The organism is Martelella endophytica (assembly GCF_000960975.1).
GTDB classification, from domain to species: domain Bacteria; phylum Pseudomonadota; class Alphaproteobacteria; order Rhizobiales; family Rhizobiaceae; genus Martelella; species Martelella endophytica.
In genome coordinates this window covers 3,974,244-3,997,321 of record NZ_CP010803.1, presented here as the reverse complement: position 1 = coordinate 3,997,321, position 23,078 = coordinate 3,974,244, and the positions used below count along the sequence as shown (strand labels likewise).

General features: G+C 62.3%; 19 protein-coding genes. 8 read left to right on the top strand and 11 right to left on the bottom strand.

Annotation, left to right across the window (positions count from 1 at the left end):
* Positions 1-76: 76 nt before the first annotated feature.
* Positions 77-481, top strand: a complete 405-nt coding sequence (locus TM49_RS18415) for a DUF2155 domain-containing protein (RefSeq protein WP_045683396.1) — start codon at positions 77-79, stop codon at positions 479-481.
* A gap of 20 nt (positions 482-501) precedes the next feature.
* Positions 502-1,905 (top strand): pectinesterase family protein, encoded by a 1,404-nt coding sequence (locus TM49_RS18410; RefSeq protein WP_052699931.1) that lies wholly within the window; start codon positions 502-504, stop codon positions 1,903-1,905.
* Between the two features lie 99 nt (positions 1,906-2,004).
* Here the strand turns inward: TM49_RS18410 and TM49_RS18405 are convergent, their stop codons facing one another.
* Positions 2,005-3,198, bottom strand: coding sequence for a lytic murein transglycosylase (locus TM49_RS18405; RefSeq protein ID WP_144409611.1), 1,194 nt, complete (start codon positions 3,196-3,198; stop codon positions 2,005-2,007).
* A gap of 320 nt (positions 3,199-3,518) precedes the next feature.
* Between TM49_RS18405 and TM49_RS18400 the strand changes: the two genes are divergently transcribed.
* Positions 3,519-4,622: a GGDEF domain-containing protein gene (locus tag TM49_RS18400; RefSeq protein WP_045683393.1), complete on the top strand. Its 1,104-nt coding sequence runs from the start codon at positions 3,519-3,521 to the stop codon at positions 4,620-4,622.
* 22 nt (positions 4,623-4,644) lie between these two features.
* On the opposite strand, the gene TM49_RS18395 is transcribed toward TM49_RS18400, so the two are convergent.
* On the bottom strand, positions 4,645-6,135 hold the full coding sequence (locus tag TM49_RS18395) for an AMP nucleosidase (RefSeq protein ID WP_045683392.1): 1,491 nt from the start codon (positions 6,133-6,135) through the stop codon (positions 4,645-4,647).
* Between the two features lie 120 nt (positions 6,136-6,255).
* Between TM49_RS18395 and TM49_RS18390 the strand changes: the two genes are divergently transcribed.
* Positions 6,256-6,954 (top strand): glutathione S-transferase N-terminal domain-containing protein, encoded by a 699-nt coding sequence (locus TM49_RS18390; protein WP_045683391.1) that lies wholly within the window; start codon positions 6,256-6,258, stop codon positions 6,952-6,954.
* Between the two features lie 19 nt (positions 6,955-6,973).
* Here TM49_RS18390 and TM49_RS18385 read toward each other — a convergent pair whose 3' ends face one another.
* The 6 genes from TM49_RS18385 to TM49_RS18370 form a co-directional block, all read right to left on the bottom strand.
* Entirely contained in the window at positions 6,974-8,086 is a 1,113-nt protein-coding gene (locus TM49_RS18385) for a pyridoxal phosphate-dependent aminotransferase (RefSeq protein ID WP_045683390.1), read from the bottom strand.
* Between the two features lie 125 nt (positions 8,087-8,211).
* Positions 8,212-8,355, bottom strand: a complete 144-nt coding sequence (locus TM49_RS23180; RefSeq protein WP_082074808.1) for a DUF1127 domain-containing protein — start codon at positions 8,353-8,355, stop codon at positions 8,212-8,214.
* 261 nt (positions 8,356-8,616) lie between these two features.
* Complete coding sequence (locus TM49_RS23175) at positions 8,617-8,760, bottom strand: DUF1127 domain-containing protein (protein ID WP_082074807.1); 144 nt, start codon at positions 8,758-8,760, stop codon at positions 8,617-8,619.
* Positions 8,761-9,311: 551 nt separating this feature from the next.
* Positions 9,312-11,906, bottom strand: a complete 2,595-nt coding sequence (locus TM49_RS18380; protein WP_052699930.1) for a bifunctional diguanylate cyclase/phosphodiesterase — start codon at positions 11,904-11,906, stop codon at positions 9,312-9,314.
* Positions 11,907-12,181: 275 nt separating this feature from the next.
* On the bottom strand, positions 12,182-12,511 hold the full coding sequence (locus TM49_RS18375) for a hypothetical protein (protein ID WP_045683389.1): 330 nt from the start codon (positions 12,509-12,511) through the stop codon (positions 12,182-12,184).
* Positions 12,508-14,802, bottom strand: coding sequence for an FdhF/YdeP family oxidoreductase (locus TM49_RS18370; protein ID WP_045683387.1), 2,295 nt, complete (start codon positions 14,800-14,802; stop codon positions 12,508-12,510). Before TM49_RS18370 ends, TM49_RS18375 begins: the two co-directional genes overlap by 4 nt.
* A 204-nt stretch (positions 14,803-15,006) precedes the next feature.
* On the opposite strand from TM49_RS18370, the gene mgtE reads away from it, so the two are divergent.
* Together mgtE and TM49_RS18360 are read left to right on the top strand one after the other, a co-directional pair.
* A complete protein-coding gene (mgtE, locus tag TM49_RS18365) occupies positions 15,007-16,416 on the top strand; it encodes a magnesium transporter (protein WP_045683385.1) in 1,410 nt (469 codons plus the stop codon).
* A 56-nt stretch (positions 16,417-16,472) separates the two neighbouring features.
* Positions 16,473-16,862: a MerR family transcriptional regulator gene (locus TM49_RS18360; protein ID WP_045683383.1), complete on the top strand. Its 390-nt coding sequence runs from the start codon at positions 16,473-16,475 to the stop codon at positions 16,860-16,862.
* Positions 16,863-16,895: 33 nt separating this feature from the next.
* Here TM49_RS18360 and TM49_RS18355 read toward each other — a convergent pair whose 3' ends face one another.
* Both TM49_RS18355 and TM49_RS18350 read right to left on the bottom strand, forming a co-directional pair.
* Positions 16,896-17,840 (bottom strand): acetyltransferase domain-containing protein, encoded by a 945-nt coding sequence (locus TM49_RS18355; protein ID WP_045683382.1) that lies wholly within the window; start codon positions 17,838-17,840, stop codon positions 16,896-16,898.
* Positions 17,841-17,851: 11 nt separating this feature from the next.
* Positions 17,852-18,538: a DUF599 domain-containing protein gene (locus tag TM49_RS18350; RefSeq protein WP_045683380.1), complete on the bottom strand. Its 687-nt coding sequence runs from the start codon at positions 18,536-18,538 to the stop codon at positions 17,852-17,854.
* Between the two features lie 487 nt (positions 18,539-19,025).
* On the opposite strand from TM49_RS18350, the gene TM49_RS18345 reads away from it, so the two are divergent.
* Positions 19,026-20,438, top strand: a complete 1,413-nt coding sequence (locus TM49_RS18345; protein WP_045683378.1) for an L-serine ammonia-lyase — start codon at positions 19,026-19,028, stop codon at positions 20,436-20,438.
* A 53-nt stretch (positions 20,439-20,491) separates the two neighbouring features.
* The gene (locus TM49_RS18340; protein WP_045683376.1) at positions 20,492-20,926 is read left to right on the top strand and encodes a DUF1489 family protein; all 435 of its coding nucleotides are present in this window, start codon (positions 20,492-20,494) and stop codon (positions 20,924-20,926) included.
* A gap of 83 nt (positions 20,927-21,009) precedes the next feature.
* Here TM49_RS18340 and ftsH read toward each other — a convergent pair whose 3' ends face one another.
* Positions 21,010-22,839 carry an ATP-dependent zinc metalloprotease FtsH gene (ftsH, locus tag TM49_RS18335; RefSeq protein ID WP_045683374.1) on the bottom strand — a complete coding sequence of 610 codons (1,830 nt, stop codon included), beginning with the start codon at positions 22,837-22,839 and terminating at the stop codon, positions 21,010-21,012.
* Positions 22,840-23,078 lie beyond the last annotated feature (239 nt).

Sequence of the window (23,078 nt, the reverse complement as noted above, 5' to 3'; positions counted from 1 at the left end):
TGCCGGTAGGCTGGTGTTTATGCCAGTTTGAGACAAGCGCGGCGCCGGCCGCGCTTTTCGTTTTCAGGGGAAACACATGGATTTTCACGCTTCTTGCCGTCTGGTTGCAGCTTCGCTCGTTCTCACGGGCCTTGCAGCCGCGCCCGCCTTTGCCGCGCGTGTTGAAAATCCCGTTGCGGTATTCGGCGGCATCGACAAGATCACCGGCCGCACCTACACATTCGATGCCTATGTCGGCGAGACGGTTCAGTTCGGCCGCCTGCAGGTCACGCCGCGGGTCTGCTATTCGCGTGACGAGACTGAAGAGCAGCAGGTGGACGCGTTCGTCCAGGTCGATAAGGTGTCGCTGCAGAACGAGGTCGGTCGCATCTTTTCCGGCTGGATGTTTGCCGACTCACCGGCGCTGAATGCCGTCGAGGATTCCATTTACGACGTCTGGCTGACCGACTGCGTCGACAAGGCCGACGTTCCCGCCCCCTGATACCGATAAGGCCTTCCCGAATGTCTGACGAACGCCCGCAGCTCTCTGCCGCCGAGGCGGCTCGTTTTCATCATCTCGAAGTCCTGAAATATACCGGCCGCGCCGGCTGCGAGCAGGTTGACCCCTGGGACCCGAAGACCGATGCCTTCATGAACGGCGCGTCGGATGTCGAGCCGGACTATCGGGTCTCTGCGGATGATATCCCGTCGATCCAGGACGCCGTCAACATGGCGGTCGTCGACGCGATTGCTGGCCGCAAGGCAGGGCGCATCTACATTGCGATCGCTCCCGGCACCTACACCGAAACCGTCGTCGTGCCGCGTATCCTGGCGGGCGGAGCCCCTGTCGCGATCACGCTTTACGGCACGGGGGCCACGCGCGACGACACGGTGATCAGCGCTGCGATTGATCAGGGCATGACGGGCGCCGATTTCGCCGCGACATTTGGCCTGAACACTGAGCGCTACGCACCGGAGATTGCCGCGATTTATCGCGCCAATGCCGCGCTTGCGCGTCTCACCACTGACAATGCCTGTGTCCTGCGCGTCGAGAATGATGGCTTTCAGGCGAGGAACCTCGCCGTCGTCAACGCCTATAACTGCGACCGGGCGGATGCCAATTCGAAGTGCGAGGACGGCAAGGGCGGGCCCAAGAACGCCGCCGGCCAGTTCGCCAAGGGCTGGCATCAGGCGGTTGCCGCGATGATCCACAATGCCGATCGCGTCCACTTCGAGAATGTGCGCTTTTCGAGCTTCCAGGACACGCTCTATTTCAAGGGCCGCGTGCCCGGCATGACGGTCCGCTCCTTCTATCGCCATTGCCTGGTCGAGGGCGACATCGATTTCATCTTCGGCCGTTCGACCGCCTACTTCGATGCCTGTGAAATCCGCTCGCTCGGTTCCCGTGTCGATCATACCTATGTCGTGGCGCCGGCCACCAATCTGCGTACCCGCTACGGTATCGTCTTCGATGATTGCGATTTTACCCATGACGGCAGCGCGGCAGCGCTCGGCGGCACCTTCTCGCTCGGCCGCCAGTGGTTCCACATGGTGCGCGCAACGCCCTATGGCATCCCCAACATCGACGGATACAAGGTCCGGCTTGCCGAAACCTCGGAATTCGGCCATCCGCCGGAAGGCACGATTTCGCTGGATGTTCTGGAGGCCGTCGGCAAGTGTGTGATCCTCAATTCCCGCATCGGCGAGCACATCAACAAGGCAGCCCCCTGGGACGACTGGAGCGGCGGCCGGCGCAATTCCGATGGCGAATTCGTGCCAGGTGAATGGAACACCCGCTACCGCCCGGCGCAATACAGCTCTGCCGACTTTCATCGCTATCTCGGCGAATGGCTGCATACTCAGGGTCTGCGCTACGCGCCGCCGGAGCCGCCCGAACCCTGGCTCGCCGAGTTCAACAATTGCTGATCCTTGCGGCAGCGATGCCGTCAAAAAAACCTCCCCTGAGGCAGGGGAGGTTCATCGGTTTGTGGGAAACCCGGTAGAGGTTTCCTGTCAAAAGATGTCTTAGCGCAGTGCCTGCAGCAGCGCCGGAGTGGGCCAGCCATCGGCCGGAACGCCGAGCTGCATCTGCACGTCGCGCACAGCGTCGCGGGTGCCGGCGCCGAGAATGCCGTCGACCTTGCCGACGTCATAGCCCTTGCGCGCAAGGGTCTGCTGAAGCTGCTTCATCTGGCCGTCGGAAAGGCCCGGCTCGGGATTGCCCTTGTTGTAGGCCGGCGCGCCTTCGAAGCGGGTGGCGAAATAGGCAACCGAGGTCGTGTAGATGAACGACTGGTTCCACTGCAGATAGACGTTGAAATTGGGGTAGGCGAGGAAGGACGGTCCGAAACGGCCCTGCGGCATCAGGAGTGCCACGGGCAGGTTGGCAAACTTGGTGTTGCCGTCGCGCGGCGTCACGCCGAGCTTGAACCACTGTGCCGCCGTCAGGCCGCCGCCGAAGCCGGTCTTGTCCCAGGGCAGGCTGGCCGGCAGCGTCACTTCCTGGATCCAGGGCTCGCCCGCACGCCAGCCGAGGCTGCGGATATAGTTTGCCGCCGTCAGCAGTGCGTCCGGCGAGCTCTTCTTGACGCGGACATGGCCATCGCCATCGCCGTCGACGCCGAAGTGGATGATATCTTCAGGCAGCATCTGGACCTGGCCGAGCTCGCCTGCCCAGGCGCCGGTTTCGGTGGCCGGGTCGAAGTCGCCGTGCTGGGTCATCTCGATCAGCGCCAGAAGCTGCGGCCGGAAGATCTCCGGGCGGCGGCAGTCATAGGAAAGCGTCACCAGCGCATCGCGGGTGTTGAAATCGCCCTGCACAGCGCCGAAATCGGTCTCCATCGCCCAGAAGGCGGTGAGCACGCCGGCCGGCACGCCATATTCGCGGCGAGCACGATCGAAGGTGCTGGAAAGCTGCTGGATCTTCTGCTTGCCGATGTTGAGGCGGGCAGCGCTCGCCGTGCGCTGGGAGAATTCAAGGAAGGTCTGCTTGAACACACCCTGGGCGCGGTCGCGGTTCAGCACGCTCTGGCTAACAGAGGCGCCGGAAAGGACGGCGTCGGCGGCCTGCGCGGAAAGGCCGCGCTGCATGGCCTCCGCCTTGACGCCGCTCAGAAACTGCGAGAAATCGCCGCCACATTGCTGGGCGGCAGCCGGACCGGCCACAAGGGCGGTGAGGCCGGCGGCGACCATGGCCGCTCGGAAAGTCCTGGATATCATGGGCATCTCCTCGATAGCTTTCGGGCCCGCCCCTTCGGCGGGTCAATGCATTCGCGGCAAAACCTATCCGGTTTCGCCTAAGCTTTCATTAAGAACCCGCTAAATGCGGCGGAGCGATGTTGTATTATGACCATCGGCGGTTGCATGTATTCAACCTTCCGCACTGAGGAGGAAGACCGAAGCGACCTCTTCTTGCTTTCTGATGTTTCAAGTTCTTTAAAAAGTACGTTCTTTTAGGTAATCTGAAGCCCCCGCCGACGCGTAGTTCGTACATCCTTCGGACAGCCGGCATGGCTCTCGGAGGGCGTGAAGGACATCGCATGGAACGCACGGTTGAATTCGCAGCGCATCTTGTTGCTGGCCTTGGCCAGGCCGCGCTGGTCGTCATTCTCTTCAGCATCGTCTCGCGACTGACCCGGCAGCGCGGCCACTCGCAGCTCTGGTTCGGTCTGCTTTTCGGTGCTGCCGCGATTGCCAGCATGGCCCACCCGATCAGGTTCGCGCCGGGCATCATGCTCGATCCGCGCGCCGTGATGCTGGCGCTCGCCGGCCCGTTCGGCGGCCCCGGCGCTGCGGTCATCAGCATGGCAATGGCGTCAGCCATGCGGATATTCATGGGCGGGCAGGGCGTTCTGCCGGGTGTTGCTGGCATCCTCATCGCCGGAGGGGTGGGGATCGCGCATCGTCACTTCCTCGAACAACGCACGGATCTGAAGGCGCTTCTCATTCTGGGCGCGGCGTCGGCGCTCTATCTTGCAAGCCTTTTGCTGCTGCCGGCCGATGTCGCGCTCGCCGTCTTTACCCACACGGCGCCGTGGCTCGTGCTCACCAATTTCATCGGCATTGTTGTCATCGGCACGTTGCTCGCCCACGAACTGCGTTTCGAACAGAAATTCGTGACCATGCAGTCGCAGGTCATGCTCGATGCGCTGACTGGCCTCGCCAATCGCCGCGCGCTCATCGACATCGAAGAGCGCCTGCTCAAAGGCATGTCTGAGAGGGCGGAAGGCTACGCGATCGTGCTGTTCGACATCGACCACTTCAAGTCCGTCAATGACCGCTGGGGACATGTCGCGGGCGACGCCGTACTGCGTGGTGTCGCCGAGCAAATCTCGTCCTGCATCCGCAGTGGCGACGTCGCCGTGCGATATGGCGGCGAGGAACTGCTGCTGCTGTTGCAGGGCGCTAGCGCCGAAGGAGCGCTCGGCCTTGCCGAGACCATTCGCGAGCGGCTCGAGCACACCCGGTTCAGGCACGATGGCCAGTCGATCCGGATCACGGTCAGCGCCGGCGTGTCCACCGGAAAGCCGAACGATCTCAGCCTGTCCAGCGCCATCCGGCGGGCGGATGAGGCGCTCTACAGGGCGAAGTCCAAGGGGCGCAACTGCACCGAGGTCTATTACCGGATCCGCGAATCGGCCTGACGCGCTGCCTTTCGGTGGCGGTCTACTGGAACGCCGTCTCGTAGAAGCTCCTGAGCTTGCGTGAATGCAGGCGCTCTGGCGGCATCTCCGAAAGCTTTTGAACCGCCTTGATGCCGATATGGAGGTGTTGGCGCACCTGCTTGGTGTAGAAGGCGGTCGCCATGCCGGGCAGCTTGAGCTCACCATGCAGCGGCCGGTCGGAGACGCAGAGCAGCGTGCCGTAGGGCACGCGGAACCGGAAACCGTTTGCGGCGATGGTGGCCGATTCCATGTCGAGGGCGATGGCGCGCGACTGCGACAGGCGCTTGACCGGCCCGCGCTGGTCGGAGAGTTCCCAGTTGCGGTTGTCGATGGTGGCGACCGTGCCTGTGCGCATGATCCGCTTCAGCTCGTAACCCTCAAGCCCCGTCACCTCGCCGACGGCCGCTTCCAGCGCCTGCTGCACCTCCGCCAGAGCGGGAATCGGCACCCAGACGGGCAGATCGTCGTCCAGCACATGGTCTTCCCGGATATAGGCATGGGCGAGCACGTAGTCGCCGAGCTTCTGGCTGTTCCGGAGACCGGCGCAGTGGCCCAGCATCAGCCAGGCATGCGGTCGCAGCACGGCGATATGGTCGGTGATCGTCTTGGCATTGGACGGACCGACGCCGATGTTGACCATCGATATGCCGCTATGGTCATCGCGCTTCAGGTGATAGGCGGGCATCTGCGGCATGCGCACGCCGGCGCGGCCGCCCTCCGGCTCGACCTCGCCCGGCAGCGTGACATTGTTGCCGGGCTCGACGAAGGCGGTGTAGCCATCTCCGCCCCGCGCCATCGTCTCGCGGGCATAGGCGCAGAACTCGTCGATGTAGAACTGGTAGTTGGTGAACAGCACGAAGTTCTGGAAATGCGCCGAGCTTGTTGCCGTATAGTGGCTGAGGCGGGCGAGCGAATAGTCGATGCGCTGCGCGGTGAAGGGGGCGAGCGGATGCGGCGCGCCGGGCTCCGGCTCGTAGTCGCCGTTGGCGATCAGGTCGTTGGTGGTCTCAAGGTCCGGCGTGTCGAAGATGTCGCGCAGCGGCACATCGGCAAGCGCGGCAAGATCGGCTTCCACATGGGTATTCTCGCCGAAGGCGAAATGCAGCGGGATGGGCGTGTCCGACTCCGACACAGTTACCGGCACGCCATGATTCTTGATCAGGAGGCCGAGCTGCTCCGTCAGGTAGCCCTCGAACAGGACCGGATGGCTGATCGTCGTCGTATATTCGCCCGGTATCGCCACATGACCGAAGGAGAGGCGCGAATCGGAAAGGCCGTAGCTGCCTGTCTTGATGCTGATCTGCGGATAGAAGGCGCGGTAGCGCCCCTCGATCGGTGCGCCGCCGGCCAGCGCCAGGAACGCATCGATGACGAAGCGCGTATTGCGCTTGTAGAGCGCCTGCAGCGCCTTCACCGCAGCTTCCGGTTCGGTAAAGCTCTGCGGGGCGGGGCGTTCCGGCGTAATCACACGCGTTGCCTTGATCTCATCCATGACGCCATCCTCCTTGGTTGACGGCAAAGGCCGTCTTATGTTGGCAGGGGTTATCTCGGCCCTGTCCCCGATCTATATCGGGGAACGGAATGATTTTCGATAACATGAGGAGTTTTTCCCGTGACGACACCCATCGAACTTTACTACTGGCCGACTCCGAACGGCTATAAGGTCAGCATTTATCTCGAGGAAGCCGGCGTCCCGTACAACGTCAACTACGTCAACATCGGCAAGGGCGACCAGTTCAAGCCTGATTTTCTGAAGATTTCGCCGAATAACCGCATGCCGGCAATCGTCGATCCGGACGGGCCCGGCGGTGAGCCGATATCGGTCTTCGAATCCGGTGCGATCCTCCAGTATCTCGGGCGCAAGTTCAAAAAATTCTATCCGGAGAATGAGCGCGAGCGCGTCGCTGTCGAGGAATGGCTGTTCTGGCAGGTCGGCGGTCTCGGTCCGATGGCCGGGCAGGCGCATCATTTCCGCAACTATGCGCCCGAGAAGATCGAATACGGCATCAACCGCTACACCAACGAGGTGAACCGCCTTTATGGCGTGATGGACCGGCGGCTTGCCGATGCAGAGTATCTCGGCGGGGCCTATTCGATCGCCGACATGGCCTCGATCGGCTGGGTGCGCTCGCATGAGGCGCAGGGGCAGAGCCTCGACGATTTCCCCAATCTGAAGCGCTGGTATGAGGCCGTGATGGCCCGGCCCGCCGTGCAGAAGGGCATCGCCGTCGGCCAGGAAGAGCGCGCCAAGATGAACCTCTCGACCGACAAGGATGCTCAATCTGTGCTCTTCGGCCAGAAGGCGCGATAAATACAGGCAATGCTGCCGGTCAGCCGATGTCCCCGAGCACGACCGGCAGCGCTTCGGCAAACAGCGTCATGTCGGCGCTCGGGCCGGTCGAAACGCGGATGCAGCGGTTGAGCGGCGCGACGCCGGGCATGCGGATGAACACGCCATGAGCACCGAGCCCATCGACGATGGCGCGGGCATAGGCGCCGTCGCGGCCGCAGTCGATCGCCACGAAATTCGTGGCCGACGGCAGCGGCTCCAGGCCGTTCTCGCGGGCGATGCGGCCGATTTCATCGCGTGATTCGCGGATCCGACCGACGACGGCCTGCAGATAGGCCTGATCGGCCAGCGCCGCCTCGGCGGCCACCACGCTCAGCACCGGCATGCCGAAATGATTGCGAATCTTGTCGAAGGCCGCGATCGTTTCCGGCGCACCGATGGCATAGCCGACACGCGCCCCGGCGAGGCCGTAGGCCTTGGAGAAGGTACGGAAACGCAGCACGTTCGGCCGGTCGAGGAACCGGGCTATGTCGGAGAAAGCCTCCGCCGGGCCGCATTCGCAATAGGCCTCATCGAGCACCATCATGCAGGTCTCCGGCAGGGCGTCGATGAAGCGCGCCACCTCGTCCTCGTGCCAGTGGCTGCCCATCGGGTTGTCGGGATTGGCGAAATAGACCAGGCTCGCATCGTTCTTCTTCACGGCGTCGAGCAGCGCGTCGAGGTCTTCGCGATCGCCGGCATAGGGCACGTTCACCCGCTGCCCGCCGAATCCGTCGACGTGGTAGTTGAACGTCGGATAACCGCCAAGAGAGGTGACCACGGTGGTGCCGGGCGAGACGACGAGCCGGACCGTCATGCCGAGCAGGCCGTCGACGCCTTCGCCGACCACGACGTTCTGCGCCGCGCAGCCAAGATGGTCTGCAAGGGCCTGCTTGATCGAGAAATGCTCGGGATCGGAGTAATGCCAGACGGCATCGGCATGCTGGCGGATCGCCTCGATCACCGAAGGAGCAGGGCCGAAGCCGCTCTCATTGGCACCGATCCGGGCACGGATGGGAAACCCGCGGCTGCGCTCCAGCGCTTCCGGCCCGACGAAGGGAACGGTGGCCGGCAGGCCCTTGATGAGATCGGTGAAGCGGGGGAAGTCTGACATTCGGTTTTCCGGGTTCATAAAAAGCGCCTCACATTAGCCGCATATCGGCCGAGCGCAAGATGCCGGAAATGCAAACGGCGCCCGAGGGCGCCGTTGAGAACCGCTTTCGGGGCAGGGACCCGTTATCAGCGGAATGCACGAGCGGCAACGCGCTCGATGTCGGACGGCAGGAGGCCGATGTCCTTGAGTTCGCTATCCGTCAGATTGCGCAGCTGGGCGCGTGTACGACGATAGCTGAACCACTTCATGGTCAGATCGAAGGGATGCATGGGTGTTTCCTCGCACTAGGCTTATTGTTGTGGCGCCCTTATAGCAAAAAGCGAGGTGTTCTTGTTGTGCATGTTTTATGCAACTGCCATGCATTTATGCAGGGTGCTGCACAATATGCACTCACCGAGGTCTAGGTGAGTATTTTTGAGGCGGTACTGTTTGCGCATTGTCACGCATGCGCGCCTGTTGGGCAGGCAAAGAAAAAGCCCCGCGCCGGGATGCGGCGAGGGGCTTTGACGGGGGCCGGATATCCGGCCTGATCAGAACGCGGCCTTGCGGGCGACGCGACGGATGTCTTCGCGGTTGATGCCGAGGTCGGCGAGCTCACGCGAGTTCATGCGATCCAGTTCGGCAACAGTCTGACGGAACTTCATCCAGTTGTTGAAAGAACGAGCCATACCCATAATCTTAATCCTTCTCCTGTTCGGGCCCCGGTCTTCGGTGCCCTTCGTTGTCTGTTGAGCGTGATATAACCCTTTCCCTTCTGGTCAGTCAGTGGGCCTGTGGAAAGGCGGCTATGCAGAAGACGCATATCACGCTCTGGGCGCCTCCTAAGCCGTGCTCGCGGCGGCACGGACGGCCTCATGGCGCGATGCCAATGAGCGCTTCAGGGAGTATGTTGCGGCAAGGGGAGGAGGCACTGTTTGGACAAAAAATAACGCTCACCGGGGGAGGAGGATCCGGTGAGCGTCATTTGCGTTGGTCAGCAACTGGGAGGAGGAGCGTTGCCAACCTATCGAAGCGCGTTGGGAGGAGGAGTACGCAGCTTCGAATATGTAACCCGTTTCCGGGCTTCAGCGGTTGGGCTCATGTCCCCGCCGCTTCGTTGAGTTCTTTATAGCGCTGACAAATGTAAAATTGGAGTGCCATCTCGACATGGAAGGTATGCATCAGGTGCATGTCGCGCTGCAGGGCCCGGAATTGCAGGGGAAGGCTGGTCATTTGGCGGGCAAGATCAACTTCCCGAGCGCTCGCTCAGGAAGGCTACGAAGCGATCGCTGTCCATCGGCCGGCAGAAAAAGTAGCCCTGCTGGATGTTGCAGCCAAGCGCCATCAGTCGTTCGGAATGGGCGCGGCTTGCCACGCCCTCGCAGATGACGCCGATGCCAAATGTCTGGGCAATCCGGGCGATGGTTTCGATCACCAGCAGGTTTTCGCCGGAATCAACGATCGGCGTGATCAGCTGTCCGGCGATCTTCAGCCGGTCGGGCCGCACCTGGGTGAGGCCGACGAGCGATGCATAGCCGGAGCCGAAATCATCAAGGTCGATGCCGATGCCAAGCGCGCGGATGGCGCGGATCGTCGAAAACAGGCCGTGCTCGGCGCGGTCGAAGGGAATCGATTCCAGCAGCTCGAAATAGATGCGTCGGCGCGGCAGTTCCAGCTTGCCGAGCCGATCGACGAGGTGCGGGTCCTGAAGCCGCTGGGCGGAAATGTTGACCGAAATCGACGGCAGCGAAAGGTTCTCGCGGTCACATCGCGACAACATCTCCAGCGCCTTCTGGAAGATGACCTCGTCGATGTCGGGGATAAGGCCGATCTGTTCGGCAACGCCCATGAAGGAGCGTGGTTCGAGCAGGCCGCGATGCGGGTGGCGCCAGCGCGCCAGCGTCTCGACGCCAACGACGCGCATGTCGGTGACGTCGAAGATCGGCTGGTAATAGGCCTCGATCTGGCCGCCCTGCACCGCCTCCTGCAGCTCGTCGGCAAGTCTCTTCTGGGAAAAGGTCTGCGCCATCAGCTCATGGGTGAAGTGAACCGTGCGTCCACGCCCGCGACGCTTGGCTTCGTAGAGCGCAAGGTCGGCCTTCACCAGCATCTCGCCTGCGGTATCACGGGCGCTCGCCGCGGTCGCTATGCCGATGCTGACGCCGACCCGGCAGGTTCGATCATCAATGCGAACCGGCTGGGAAAAGGCGCCGGTGACGGCTTGGGCGAAGCCTTCGGCGTCGCCATCGGCCGTCATCAGCACGACGAATTCGTCGCCGCCCGTCCTGGCCAGGAAATCCTTCTCGCCAAGGTGCGAGAGGAAGGTGCGGGCCGCCAGCCGCAGCACCTCATCGCCATAGAAATGGCCCATCGTGTCGTTGATCGCCTTGAAGTCGTCGAGGTCGATCAGGATGAGCTTCATGCCGCGTGGCAGCACGCCGTCTTCCTGTGTCGCCTCCAGCGTTCGCTCGAAATTGCGCCGGTTGGCGACGCCCGTCAGTGCGTCCTGCAGCGCGATCTGCTCCATCCGGGCGCGGGCGTTTTCGAGTTCGAGGTTCTGCGCCTCCGCCCTGGAGCGGGCGCTTTCGAGCGCCTCCTGCAGCGCCTTGTCGGCCGAGACATCCCAGTTGACGCCCACGATCTTGCGGCGGCCGTCGGAATTGAGAAAGCTGTTGCCGGCCGAGCGGATCGTCTTTTCCTGGCCGTCGGGCGTGATGATCCGGTATTCGCTGAGGAAACCGCGACCGAGCTCGGCGTCCGCCCAGTTGAACTTGCGAAACCGCGGCTGGTCGTTCGGATGGAGGTGGGAAAGCCAGCTTTCGAAGCTTTGCACCCGGCTTTCCGACGGAACGCCGTAGATCTTCAGGATCTGGTCGTCCCAGATCTGCACATTGGTTTCGAGATCATGTTCCCAGAGGCCGATATTGGAGGCGTTGAGGGCGACCTCGAGCTGGCGCGACAGGTTTTCGACCTTGCCCATCGACTGGCGGATGCTGGAATTATCCCGTAGCCGCGCACGCAGCAGCAGGACGAGGCCGATGAACGGCGTGACGAAGGCAAGGGCGAGAATGGCTGCGGCGACCTTCAGCGTGCGCGCCCAGTTGTGCGGTCCGTCGTCAAGCGGGTGCGGGGCGACGCTGATGGTCCAGGTGGCATTGCCGAGCTTGATCTGGGAGTTGATGGTGCTTGAGGGATCAAGGCTCGAATTGCCGACGGTCGCCTTATTGTCGGGATCGGACGAAAAGGTCGTCTCAACCGTCATCTTCGTGGTTTCCTCCAGCTCGAGAAAACCGACGGCCTCCATGATGTCCTTCAGCGAGATCACCAGATCGACAGCGGTGTCATTCACGAGAAAACGGTAGACGAAGACGCGCGTATTGTCGGGAAGGCGGAACGGTCCCATCAGGAATCCGTCCTGGGCGGGCGGCGCCGGCAACGGCAGGCTTTCGAAGTCCTGCGTCTCGGTCGAAGGGAAGACAAGCGTCTCGCCCGGCGGCTTCAGCATCACGCCCTTGGTCCACGGGGTCGCGGCGAGATAGGTGTCGACGGCGCTGCGATAGAGTTCCGGCCTCTGGCGGGAATGTCCGTCCTCCAGCGCCTTGGCGAGGGTATTGCCGGCGGCTTCGGTCTGCCGGAGCACGGTCTGCAGGGCCTTGGTGAAGCCGGTCAGGCGCAGCTCAGCCTGCTTGTGCCGCTCGGCCATCACGGCGTCATGCAGGAACCTTCCGCCGAAATAGGTGCCGAAGGCGAGGCCGGTAAAGAACAGGACGGTGAGAAAGGCAAACAGTCGGATCGTGGCGCGGCGATCACGAAAGGATTTCACCTGCTTCAATGATGCCATGGCCGCATCCGGCCGGAAAACCCGGCGTCTGTTAACATTGCTTGTCCCCTGTTGCATGTCGCTGCGGCCCGTCTTCGGGGCTTCTTGGCCGATGGCGTCCCTCCGGCATCGGTAATTTCACGCGTATATGCTAAAATAAACTGAAAAGAGAATCCGAAAATACGTCGTTTTGTCAGTACCCCATGGCGGTCGGTTGGCGCGGTTGTCTCCCTCACTTTCTCCTTCGCGGAACGCTGATCTGTCTTTACAATTGATATGCAGCCGATGATCACGCGTCAAACGGTCGGCGCGTTCTTTCCCTTCTGCTGTTTCGAATTATCGGCCATAGCCAGAGAATTTCGCGCCGCCGGCAGGACATGGAAGAAGATACGCTGGGTCCGGTGGTCCCGCCTGTCGATCCCGATCAGCGCTGGCGGAGTGGCGAGCGTTGCGATGGCGCGAAGCACCAGCGCGTGCCCGACGCCAAGCTTCAGGGCGGCCGCACGGCTGTCTGCGGCTTCGCCCGCGGTGGCCAGCGCAAGCACGGCGGCAGCAAGCTGATCGTCGGCAAGGCGGGGAATGGCAGCCGCATAGCGCTCGATCAGGCTGCTGCTTTCCGCCGTCATCCGCTTGCCGCGCTCAGGCGGACGGCAATGGATTTGGAGGTCGGCGTTTCGCTCAGGTCGCCGACGCTTGCAAGTGGCACCAGCAGGTTCAGCTCTGGAAAATAGCCGGCGACGCAGCCTTGCGGGATCTCGTAGGGAACGAGCTTGAAGCCCTTGGCGACGCGGTTGACGCCGTCCTCGTCGGGCCCATGAATGTCCACACGCTGGTGCGCCTTCATGCCAAGCGACGTGATGTCGGCGGGGTTGATGAAGATCACCTGACGCTCGCCATAGACGCCGCGATAACGGTCATCCATGCCATAAACCGTGGTGTTGTACTGGTCGTGGCTGCGCATGGTTTGCAGCACGAAGCGGTCGGCCCGTTTCTCGCGCTCCTGATAGACGGTCTTCTCCGGCAGCGCGCCGGTATAGAAGGTCGCTCTCCCAGTTACCGTCTTCCAGACCCTCTGGCGCGCCGTGTTGCCAAGGTCAAATCCGCGCGGCATGCGAACGCGCCTGTTGAAGTCGTCAAACCCCGGTATCGTCTTTTCGATGAGGTCGCGAATCCCATCATAGTTGTCGGCAAGGGCCTGCCAGTCGACACGCGCCGAGCCGACGGTTGCCGCCGCGATGCCGGCGACGATGGCGATCTCGGAGCGCAGGTGCGTGCCCGCGGGCGGATTGATGCCGGCGGAGCCATGGACCATGCTCATCGAATCCTCGACGGTCACCAGCTGCTGCTTGCCCTGGCTGTTGACGTCGATCTCCGTGCGTCCGAGGCAGGGGAGAATGTAGCCATGCCGACCGGGCATGGTGTGGCTGGCGTTGAGCTTGGTCGCGATGTGGACCGTCAACTCCTGGCGCCGCAACGCCGCCTCGATCAGCCCGCCATCCGGCACGGCGCGGGCGAAATTGCCACCGAGGCCGACAAACGCTCTAGCCTCGCCGGAAAGCATGGCGCCGATCGCGCGGATGGTCGAATAGCCGTGCTCGCGCGGGGGCTCGAAGCCAAAGACGTTGGCGAGGGCATCGAGAAAGGCGGTTGATGGCTTTTCGTTGATGCCCATGGTGCGGTCGCCCTGGACATTCGAATGCCCGCGAACCGGACAGAGGCCGGCGCCGGGACGGCCGATATGGCCCCTCAGCATCATGAAATTGGTGATTTCGCGGATGGTAATCACCGAGTGGCGATGCTGGGTGATGCCCATGGCCCAGGTGCAGATTACCTTCTCGGCGGAGAGATATATGGCGGCGGCCTTTTCGATCTCGGCGCGCGTCAGCCCCGACTGATCCTCGATCGCCTCCCAACTCGTGGCGTCGACGGCGGCAATGTAGTCTTCATAGCCGCTGCAATGGTCGCGGATGAAGGCGACGTCGACGACAGGCTTCTCGCCGGCCGCGCTGGCGGCGCGATCGGCCGCGATCACCACCTTGGCCATGCCGCGGAACGCCGCCATGTCGCCGCCCAGGCGTGGCTGGAAATAGTCGCTGGCAATCCGCGCGCTGCCGCCGACCGCCATTTCGAGCTTGCGCTGGGGATCGGCGAAGCGCTGCAGGCCGCGTTCCTTCAGCGTGTTGAGGGCGACGATCCGTGCGCCGCGTTCGGCCGCCCGGCGCAGGTCGCCCAGCATGCGCGGGTGATTGGTGCCGGGGTTCTGGCCGACGACGAAGATCGCATCCGCCTGCTCGAAGTCCTCAAGCCGCACAGTACCCTTGCCGATGCCGATTGCCTGCGTCAGGCCGACACCGGAGGCCTCGTGGCACATGTTCGAGCAGTCCGGCATGTTGTTCGTGCCGTAAAGCCGCGCAAACAGCTGGTAGAGGAACGCGGCCTCGTTGCTGGCCCGGCCCGAGGTATAGAAATTGGCCGCATCGGGCGTTTCGAGTGCGTTGAGGTGACTGCCGATTTCGGCAAACGCCACCTCCCAGTCGACAGGTTCATAGTGATCCGTTTCGCGGTTGTAGCGGAGCGGATGGGTGAGGCGGCCGAAATTCTCCAGCGCATGGTCGCTCATTGCCGCAAGTTCGCTGACGCTGTGGCGGGCAAAAAGCGAGAGGTCGGCGCGCCGCTCGGTTGCTTCCCAGGACACCGCCTTGACGCCGTTCTCGCAGAACTCGAATGAGCTGCCGTGCTCCGGATCGCCCCAGGCGCAACCCGGACAGTCGAAGCCATCGGGCTGGTTGGCTTTCATCAGGGCCTTGGCGCCCGACATTGGGGCACCACTTGCAATCAGCGACCGGCCGGACGCATAAAGCGCTTCCCAGCCGCCTGCGGCCTTCGATCCTTGCGTGTTTTTTCGGGTGTCTGCCATGACGTCCTTCTTCTTTGCCCTAGCTTAACAAAAAACAGAATTGCGGTTCAATCAAGATGCGAAGCGCGGGGCGGAATTCCTTGCCGAATGTCGCAAAACCTTTACCGCCGGCGATTTCATTTGCCAGGGAAAAGCACTAAGACATGAGCGCTTGAGGAACCGCCTTTGCAGGGCCGCGTTGCTGACAGAAAGGGTTTCAAAAATATGAGCCATCTGGACGACGAACTTCTCACCGATCCCCGCGACGCTCTCCTCGAGATCTATAATGAAGAGGGGGATGTCAGCGCCGAATTTCTGGATCAAATCGATCGTGCGATCGAACAGGAGGACTCGGCGTTTCTGCGCGAGCAGATGGGCAACCGCCACGAATCGGAAATCGGTGACGTCCTCGAATCGCTCGATCCCACCAGTCGGCAAAGCCTTGTCCGGCTGCTCGGAGCCGACTTCGACCTGACGGCGCTGACCGAGGTCGATGAGGCCGTCCGCCTCGACATCATCAATTCGCTGCCGAACGAGCAGATCGCGACCGCCATCAGCGCGCTCGATTCCGACGACGCCGTCTACATTCTCGAAGACCTCGACGACGAGGAGCGCGAGGATATCCTCGCCAAGCTGCCGTTCACCGAGCGTATCCGGCTGTCGCGTTCGCTCGACTATCCCGAAAGCTCGGCCGGCCGGCGCATGCAGACCGAGTTCGTCGCGGTGCCGCCGTACTGGACCGTCGGCCAGACGATCGACTACATGCGCGAGGACGACAACCTGCCGCATTCCTTCTCGCAGATCTTCGTCGTCGATCCGACCTTCCGGCTGCTCGGCGCCGTGGATCTCGATCAGATCCTGCGTACCAAGCGTCAGACCAAGATCGAAACGATCATGCGCGAGACCAACCATCCGATCGATGCCGAGCTCGATCAGGAAGAGGCGGCGCAGGTCTTCGAGCAGTATGACCTTCTCTCCGCCGCCGTCGTCGACAGCAATGGCCGGCTCGTCGGCGTCCTCACCATCGATGACGTCGTTGACGTAATCCACGAGGAGGCGGATGAAGACATCAAGCGCATGGGTGGCGTTGGTGATGAGGAACTGTCGGACAATGTCGTCAGCGCGGTGCGTTCGCGGTTCGGCTGGCTTCTTATAAATCTTGGCACCGCCTTCCTTTCGGCAAGCGTCATCGGCCTGTTCGACGAATCGATTTCGAAGATGATCGCCCTTGCGGTGCTGATGCCGATCGTTGCCTCGATGGGCGGCAATGCAGGCACCCAGACGATGACGGTGACGGTTCGCGCCCTCGCCACCCGCGATCTCGACATTTATAACGCGGCCCGGATCATCCGCAGAGAAGCGGGTGTGGGACTTTTCAACGGTTTCGCCTTCGCCATCCTGATCGCGATTGCGGCAGGCTTGTGGTTCAACAATCCGCAGCTCGGTGGGGTCGTCGCGGCCGCCATGGTGATCAACATGTTCGTCGCGGCAATGGCCGGAATCCTCATCCCCCTGCTGCTTCAGAGAGCCGGCGCGGACCCCGCCATCTCGTCGTCTGTGTTTGTCACGACAACCACAGATGTTATCGGGTTTTTCTCGTTTTTGGGAATTGCTACCTGGTGGTTTAACATCTAACTTTCCCGCCAGGGTCTAATCGATTGCTTAAACAATCAACTTTGCAAGGGTGCGCCGTGCAAAAAAAACACTATTCAATTACGGAGCTTACGCGCGAATTCGGAGTCTCGACGCGAACGCTGCGCTTCTATGAAGATGAAGGATTGCTGCAGCCCGACCGTCGCGGTCGCACACGTCTTTACAGCGAAAACGAACGGCTGTTGATCCGGCAGATCCTCCGTAACCGTCGCATTGGGCTAACATTAGCCGAGATCAAGGACGTGCTCGAGTTGTTCCATCATCTCCCCAATGAAACGGAGGAGCTGAAGAGAACGATGGACCGGATCAAGCTCCAGCGCGAGGAACTGCGCCAGAAACGCCGAGATATCGACGAGATCATGGGCGAGCTCGATCTGGCCGAGGAAAACTGCCTCGCCCGCCTCGCCGAAATCGGCGTCGGCACCTGACCGCCTCTATAAAAGATCCTCAAGCGCCGCGCCTCACTCTTGGGCCGGGGGCTGGCTGCTGCACATCATCCCGATCCGATTCAGCGCGACCGCGTCATCCTCGGTGGTTTCGTTGCGCATCAGCGGCGTGAACAGGCCCTGGCCCTTCAGCTCGCTCAGCGTACAGGCGCAATATGACCGGCAGAAGCCCGCAGGATCGGTCGCCTCGCAGCTCGTCTGGCAGGCGGCAAGATAGGCCGGACCCTGATCGGGCGGCATCACCGTCGAGGCTGCGAAGACCAGACCGAACAGGATCGGTTGGTGGGCAAGGTAGAAGATCAGGCTATGGCGCCCCAGGAGATTGAGCAGGTTTTCCTTTCGCGGCAATTGCCGCTGACGGCGAAGCCACTGAAGCGAGAGCTTCGAGATGGCGATGCCTGCAAGGAACGGGCCGAACCACGGAAACAGCGGCACATAGTCGTTGGAGGCCGGCGGATGATCGGCGAGCCCGATCCAGGCAAGATAGGCCGGGTCAAGCGCGTGAAAGCGGACAAAGTGCGGCAGCACGACGACGATTGCCGCGACGACAAGCGACACTAGGGCCGGCACCCGCATGAAGGCGAGGCCGATGATGCTGGCGGCGGCAATCGACTGTAGGATGCCGAAATAGATCGGCGCTTCCGGCGTGGTGAACAGCGAGACGATGGTGATCGCGATGCTGGCGACAATCAGGATGCCGGTCCGTTTGGCGAAGGATCGCAGCCGCAGGTCGCGGCCGTGCGCCATATAGAGGCTGTAGCCGGAGATGAACAGGAAACTGCCGGCGATCAGATGCGCAAAGATCGCCCAGGCGCCGGTCGTGGAAAGACCGGACCGGACATAGCCGAAATAATCAAGGTCCCAGGTGAAGTGGTAGATCGCCATCGCGATCAGCGCCACTCCGCGGAAGGCGTCGATGAGATGGATGCGGCCTTTCGAAGCCCGGCTTTCTTCGGTCATGCATGCGTCCTTCAGGCGTCGAGAAGGGCCCGGCGGGCCTCCGAAAAATACTGGCGCCTGAGCAGTATCACGAAAACGAAGGCCGTGGTCGCCATGAAGACGTAGGGCCCGAGAAACCAGCCAAGGTATCCGATCGAGATGAAGATCGCGCGCAAGCCTGCGTTGAAGTGCTTGGATGCGATGATGTTGATCTCGGCAACCTTGTCCGCCAGCCGCTCCGCTGAGGCGCGATCGCGTTCCGTTTCCGGCATCATCGGCAGCGCGCCGAACAGGATGGTATTGTAGTTGAAGAGCCGATAGGACCAGCCGAACTTGAAGAAGGAATAGCCGAACATCACGGCAAGGCCGCCGGCCTTCATCTCGAAGGCGACGCGGGAGCTTTCGAAGGCGACCGGCAGATCCTGGAACAGCATCTGCGCGCGGTCGGCCTGGTTGATCAGCGCGAAGCAGCCGCCAAGGGCGAAGATCGAGGTGGAGGCGAAGAAGGCCGTGCCGTTCTGCAGGCCGGAGAGGATTTGCGTATCGATCATCTTCCAGTCGCGCGTCAGCGAATTGCGCATCCAGCGCCGCCGGTATTCCATCATCAGCTGGGTGAGGCTGGCACGCTTGATGGAGCCCACCCGGCCGGCGACCACCTGGTCGAACACGAACCAGATCAGCAGGAAAAAGCAGAGGGCGAGGAGATCGATCGTGTTCATGGCAGCAGCTCTGGCTTCGGGTTTTGCGCGGCTTTCGCAGGGAGCTTTGGTCTCGGTGGCCCGGTATGGCAAGCGATGATTTTCACAAATTCTTCAAAAACCCCATTGCGGTTTCCATCACGTTTTAATAAAGCGGTAACCATCAGCGGGCATCCTCCCATCGCCCGCTGGATAAGACAATCGGAGTGGATATGGAAGACACCGCACGTAAATCCTGCTGGGGTGTAACCCTGCGTGCCGTTGTAGGCTTTGGTGCTATTCTTGGACTTGCCTATCTCATGGTCGCTGTCTAGTCAGCACAATAGAGTTTTAAAAGACGACGGCCCTGCTTCCCGCGGGCCGTTGTTTTCGTTTTGGCCTTTGTCGCTGACATCTCACCTTGCGATGGCCGGATGTGTCGTAGCCAAGAGCATCAATGTCGGTCGCGACGTTGAGGACCGAACCCGGTTCCGCTATTGGTCTCAGACACTGAACGGAGGTCGAAGCGATGTTCCTATCGGTTTTCGAGGTTTTCAAGATCGGCGTCGGTCCGTCGAGCTCCCACACCATGGGGCCGATGTCGGCCGCCCTGCGCTTTCTGGATCTGCTTGCCTCCAATGACTGGCCGCGACCGGCCGGCGCCGTCGTCTCGCGCCTGCGCGTCAGTCTGCATGGCTCGCTCGCCTATACCGGCCTCGGCCACGCCACCGACCGCGCCGTCATCCTCGGCCTTGCCGGTGAAGCGCCGGATACGGTCGATCCGGACGCGATGGACGATATCATTGCCGGCATCCGCGCGACCGGCATGGTCACGCCGCCTGGCCACCCATCCTATCGTCTTGACTGCGACGAGGATGTCATCTTCGAAAAGCGCGAGCCGCTGCCGGGGCATGCCAACGGCATGGTGTTCCTCGCGCTCAATGCCAATGGCAACACGCTGCTGCGCCAGGTCTATTATTCGATCGGCGGCGGCTTCGTGCTGAGCGATACCGAGCTTGCGGCCTGGAAGGAAAAGAAGGACTTCCCGGCCGGCGAGCAATCGGCCGAGGACATTCCCTTTCCCTTCCGCAATGCCGCCGAAATGCTCGCCATGGCGGGCCGCTCCGGCCTCTCGATCGCCGCGATGAAGCGGGCGAACGAGGAGACGCGGCTGTCGCGGACCGAACTCGACGAAGGCCTCGATCGCCTTTGGGACGCGATGGACGGCTGCATCGACCGCGGGCTGAACGGGGAGGGCGTGCTGCCCGGCGGCCTCAATGTGAAGCGTCGTGCCGGCAAGCTCCATGAGAAGTTGTCGGAGGCACGCCGCTCGAACCAGTTCGATCCGATGATGGCGAATGACTGGCTCGCTGTCTTCGCCATGGCGGTCAACGAGGAAAATGCCGCCGGCGGCCGCGTCGTCACGGCGCCGACCAACGGGGCGGCGGGCGTGGTGCCGGCGACGCTGCGCTATTTCCGTGAGTTCCAGAAACCGATGGGCAAGGCGGCTATCCGCGATTTCCTGCTGACCGCTGCGGCGATCGGCGGCATCATCAAGTCGAACGCCTCGATCTCCGGCGCCGAAGTCGGCTGTCAGGGCGAGGTGGGGTCTGCTTCCGCAATGGCTGCGGCGGGGCTTGCCGCCGCGATGGGGGGCACGCCGGAACAGGTTGAAAACGCCGCCGAGATCGCGCTGGAGCACCATCTCGGCATGACCTGCGATCCGATCGCCGGCCTCGTCCAGGTGCCCTGCATCGAGCGCAATGCGCTTGGCGCCGTCAAGGCGGTCACTGCCGCCTCGCTGGCGCTGAAAGGGGACGGTTCCCATTTCGTGCCGCTCGACAATTGCATCGAAACCATGCGTCAGACCGGTGGCGACATGCACGAGAAATACAAGGAAACCTCGACCGGCGGCCTTGCCGTCAATGTCGTGGATTGCTGACCATCCGCCGGTTTGTGTCTTGACGACAGCCGGCCCCGGGTCTTGAAGGAATTATGAGCGTCCATCTTCTCAAACTCTGCGTCGGCGCGACCGGCATTGACGATCTGCGCGAATGGGTCGCCGCCCGCGCCATGTCGGCGATCGCGGCCGGCCTCGAGCCGCACAGCACCCACACCACCCGCATGACGCCAAAGCGCCGCGATGAACTCCTTGATGGCGGCTCGCTCTACTGGGTCATCAACGGACAGATTCGCGCCCGTCAGGCGCTCCTCGACATAGGCAACCACACCGACCACGAGGGCATCGAGCGCTGCGATCTTATACTCGCCCCGCAGGTCATCGACACTGTCCCGGTGCCACGCAAGCCTTTCCAGGGCTGGCGCTACCTGAAGACCGAAGACGCCCCCCGCGACCTCGATTTCGGCGACGGCGGCGGCGACATGCCGGAGGAGTTGCGGGCGGAGCTCGCGGAGCTGGGGCTGCTTTAGAAGAAGGAAGCTGAAGCACTGCATTCAATCTCCCCCTCGAGGGGGAGATTGATTGGGGGCTATGCGGAGCCTTTTTACACGATTTACGAAAGCACCCGCGATTGCGCCAGCGGCTGCTGCGTCAGCGGCGGGAAATCGTCGGGGGTGATGGTTTCCTTTTCCAGCAGGATGCGGGCGCCGTCATCAAGATCCTTGCGGCGCTGCTGCAGCACTTCCTTTGCGCGCTCATAGGCCTCGTCGATCAGCTTGCGGATGGCCATGTCGATCTCGCGCGCGGTGACGTCGGAGTAGTTTTTTGCGCTGCCCATGCCGGGGGCTTCCGGCAGGTACTGGGCACGCTTCTGCTCCAGCGCCGCCTGGCCGATATCGGGATCCATGCCGAAGCTCATCACATATTGGCGGGCGATGTCGGTCACGCGGGCGAGGTCGTCGGACGCACCGGTACTGATCTCGCCATAGACGATGTCCTCTGCCGCCCGGCCGGCGAGCAGCACCACCATCCGGTCGCGCAGTTCGCCGGCGGTGATCAGGAAGCGATCCTCGGTCGGCCGCTGCATCGTGTAGCCGAGCGCGCCGATGGAGCGCGGGATGATCGAGATCTTGTGCACCGGATCGGTCTTCGGAAGCGCCGCCGCCGCGAGCGCGTGGCCCATTTCGTGGAAGGCGACGCGTTCGCGCTCGTCGGGGTTCAGCAGCCGGCCGCGGCGTTCGGAACCGGCGACGATGCGTTCTACGGCCTGGGTAAAATCTTCCATCTTCACCTTATCGCCATCGCGGCGGGTGGCGAAGATTGCGGCTTCGTTCACCAGATTGGCGAGATCGGCGCCGGCGAAGCCCGGCGTCAGTGCCGCGATCTGGTCGGCATCGACGTCGTCGTCGAGCTTCACCTTGTTCATGTGGACCTTCAGGATCGCGGCGCGGCCGTCGCGGTCGGGACGGTCCATCACCACCTGCCGGTCGAAGCGGCCGGCACGGGTCAGCGCCGGGTCGAGCACTTCAGGGCGGTTGGTTGCGGCGAGGATGACGATGCCGGCGGCAGGGTCGAAGCCGTCGAGCTCGACCAGCAGCTGGTTCAGCGTCTGCTCCTTCTCGTCATTGCCGCCCATGCCGAAGGAATTGCGGGCGCGGCCCAGCGCGTCGAGCTCATCGATGAAGATGATGCAGGGCGCCAGTTCGCGGGCCTGCTGGAACAGGTCGCGCACGCGGGCGGCACCAACGCCGACGAACATTTCGACGAATTCGGAACCGGAGATCGAGAAGAAGGTGACGCCAGCCTCACCGGCGACAGCCTTGGCGATCAGCGTCTTACCGGTTCCGGGCGGGCCGACGAGCAGCAGGCCCTTCGGAATGCGGGCGCCGAGGCGGCCGTATTTCTCCCGGTCGGTGAGGAAGGAGACGACCTCCTGCAGCTCGGTCTTGGCCTCGTCGGCGCCGGCAACGTCGTCAAAGGTGACGCCGGTCTTGCGCTCGACATAGATCTTCGCCTTCGACTTGCCGACATTCATCATGCCGCCGAGGCCCATGCCCTGCTTTTCCGCGAACTTGCGGAAGAACCAGGCCCAGATCGCGAGGAAGATGACGACCGGCAGCACCCACGACAGGATCTTGGTCAGGAGCGTGTGGTCCGGAACGCCGGTGACATTCACCTTGTACTTGTCGAAATCGACGGCAAGTTCCTGTGGCACGCGGTAAGTGACGAAATACTTCTTGCCGTCGACCTCGTCCTTGAACTGACCTTCGATGGTGTTGTCGGCGATCGCCACCGACAGAACCTGACCCTTCTCGATATAGTTGATCATGTCGGAATAGCTGATCTGGGCGACGTCGCGGGACGTAAACCACATCTGAAAACCGATCAGAATCAGGAAGGCCACCAGAAAATAGCCGATATTGAAGGTATTCTTGCGTTCCATTGGCTTTCTCCGGGCCGCCCGTCGCTTGAGGAGGGATAAAGGATGCAGTTTCTATAGCGTTGCGTGGCGGAAACTGGCAATCGCAAAAGCCCTGCAACCGCTCGGAGACGTGCCGACTTTTCTGATGAACGGGGGTGGCGCGGTTCGCAAAAATGTGAAATTGAACCGAGCGGTTCGACTTGCCACCGCCATGATTTTTGTTCAAGGTGAGTCTTCAAGGAACGACGGTTTGCGCCGTC

Coding starts and splice junctions, on each gene's coding strand:
- TM49_RS18415 (WP_045683396.1), top strand. CDS start 77: ATGGATTTTCACGCTTCTTGCCGTCTGGTTGCAGCTTCGCTCGTTCTC.
- TM49_RS18410 (WP_052699931.1), top strand. CDS start 502: ATGTCTGACGAACGCCCGCAGCTCTCTGCCGCCGAGGCGGCTCGTTTT.
- TM49_RS18405 (WP_144409611.1), bottom strand. CDS start 3,198: ATGATATCCAGGACTTTCCGAGCGGCCATGGTCGCCGCCGGCCTCACC.
- TM49_RS18400 (WP_045683393.1), top strand. CDS start 3,519: ATGGAACGCACGGTTGAATTCGCAGCGCATCTTGTTGCTGGCCTTGGC.
- TM49_RS18395 (WP_045683392.1), bottom strand. CDS start 6,135: ATGGATGAGATCAAGGCAACGCGTGTGATTACGCCGGAACGCCCCGCC.
- TM49_RS18385 (WP_045683390.1), bottom strand. CDS start 8,086: ATGTCAGACTTCCCCCGCTTCACCGATCTCATCAAGGGCCTGCCGGCC.
- TM49_RS23180 (WP_082074808.1), bottom strand. CDS start 8,355: ATGCATCCCTTCGATCTGACCATGAAGTGGTTCAGCTATCGTCGTACA.
- TM49_RS23175 (WP_082074807.1), bottom strand. CDS start 8,760: ATGGGTATGGCTCGTTCTTTCAACAACTGGATGAAGTTCCGTCAGACT.
- TM49_RS18380 (WP_052699930.1), bottom strand. CDS start 11,906: ATGGCATCATTGAAGCAGGTGAAATCCTTTCGTGATCGCCGCGCCACG.
- TM49_RS18375 (WP_045683389.1), bottom strand. CDS start 12,511: ATGACGGCGGAAAGCAGCAGCCTGATCGAGCGCTATGCGGCTGCCATT.
- TM49_RS18370 (WP_045683387.1), bottom strand. CDS start 14,802: ATGGCAGACACCCGAAAAAACACGCAAGGATCGAAGGCCGCAGGCGGC.
- mgtE (WP_045683385.1), top strand. CDS start 15,007: ATGAGCCATCTGGACGACGAACTTCTCACCGATCCCCGCGACGCTCTC.
- TM49_RS18355 (WP_045683382.1), bottom strand. CDS start 17,840: ATGACCGAAGAAAGCCGGGCTTCGAAAGGCCGCATCCATCTCATCGAC.
- TM49_RS18350 (WP_045683380.1), bottom strand. CDS start 18,538: ATGAACACGATCGATCTCCTCGCCCTCTGCTTTTTCCTGCTGATCTGG.
- TM49_RS18345 (WP_045683378.1), top strand. CDS start 19,026: ATGTTCCTATCGGTTTTCGAGGTTTTCAAGATCGGCGTCGGTCCGTCG.
- TM49_RS18340 (WP_045683376.1), top strand. CDS start 20,492: ATGAGCGTCCATCTTCTCAAACTCTGCGTCGGCGCGACCGGCATTGAC.
- ftsH (WP_045683374.1), bottom strand. CDS start 22,839: ATGGAACGCAAGAATACCTTCAATATCGGCTATTTTCTGGTGGCCTTC.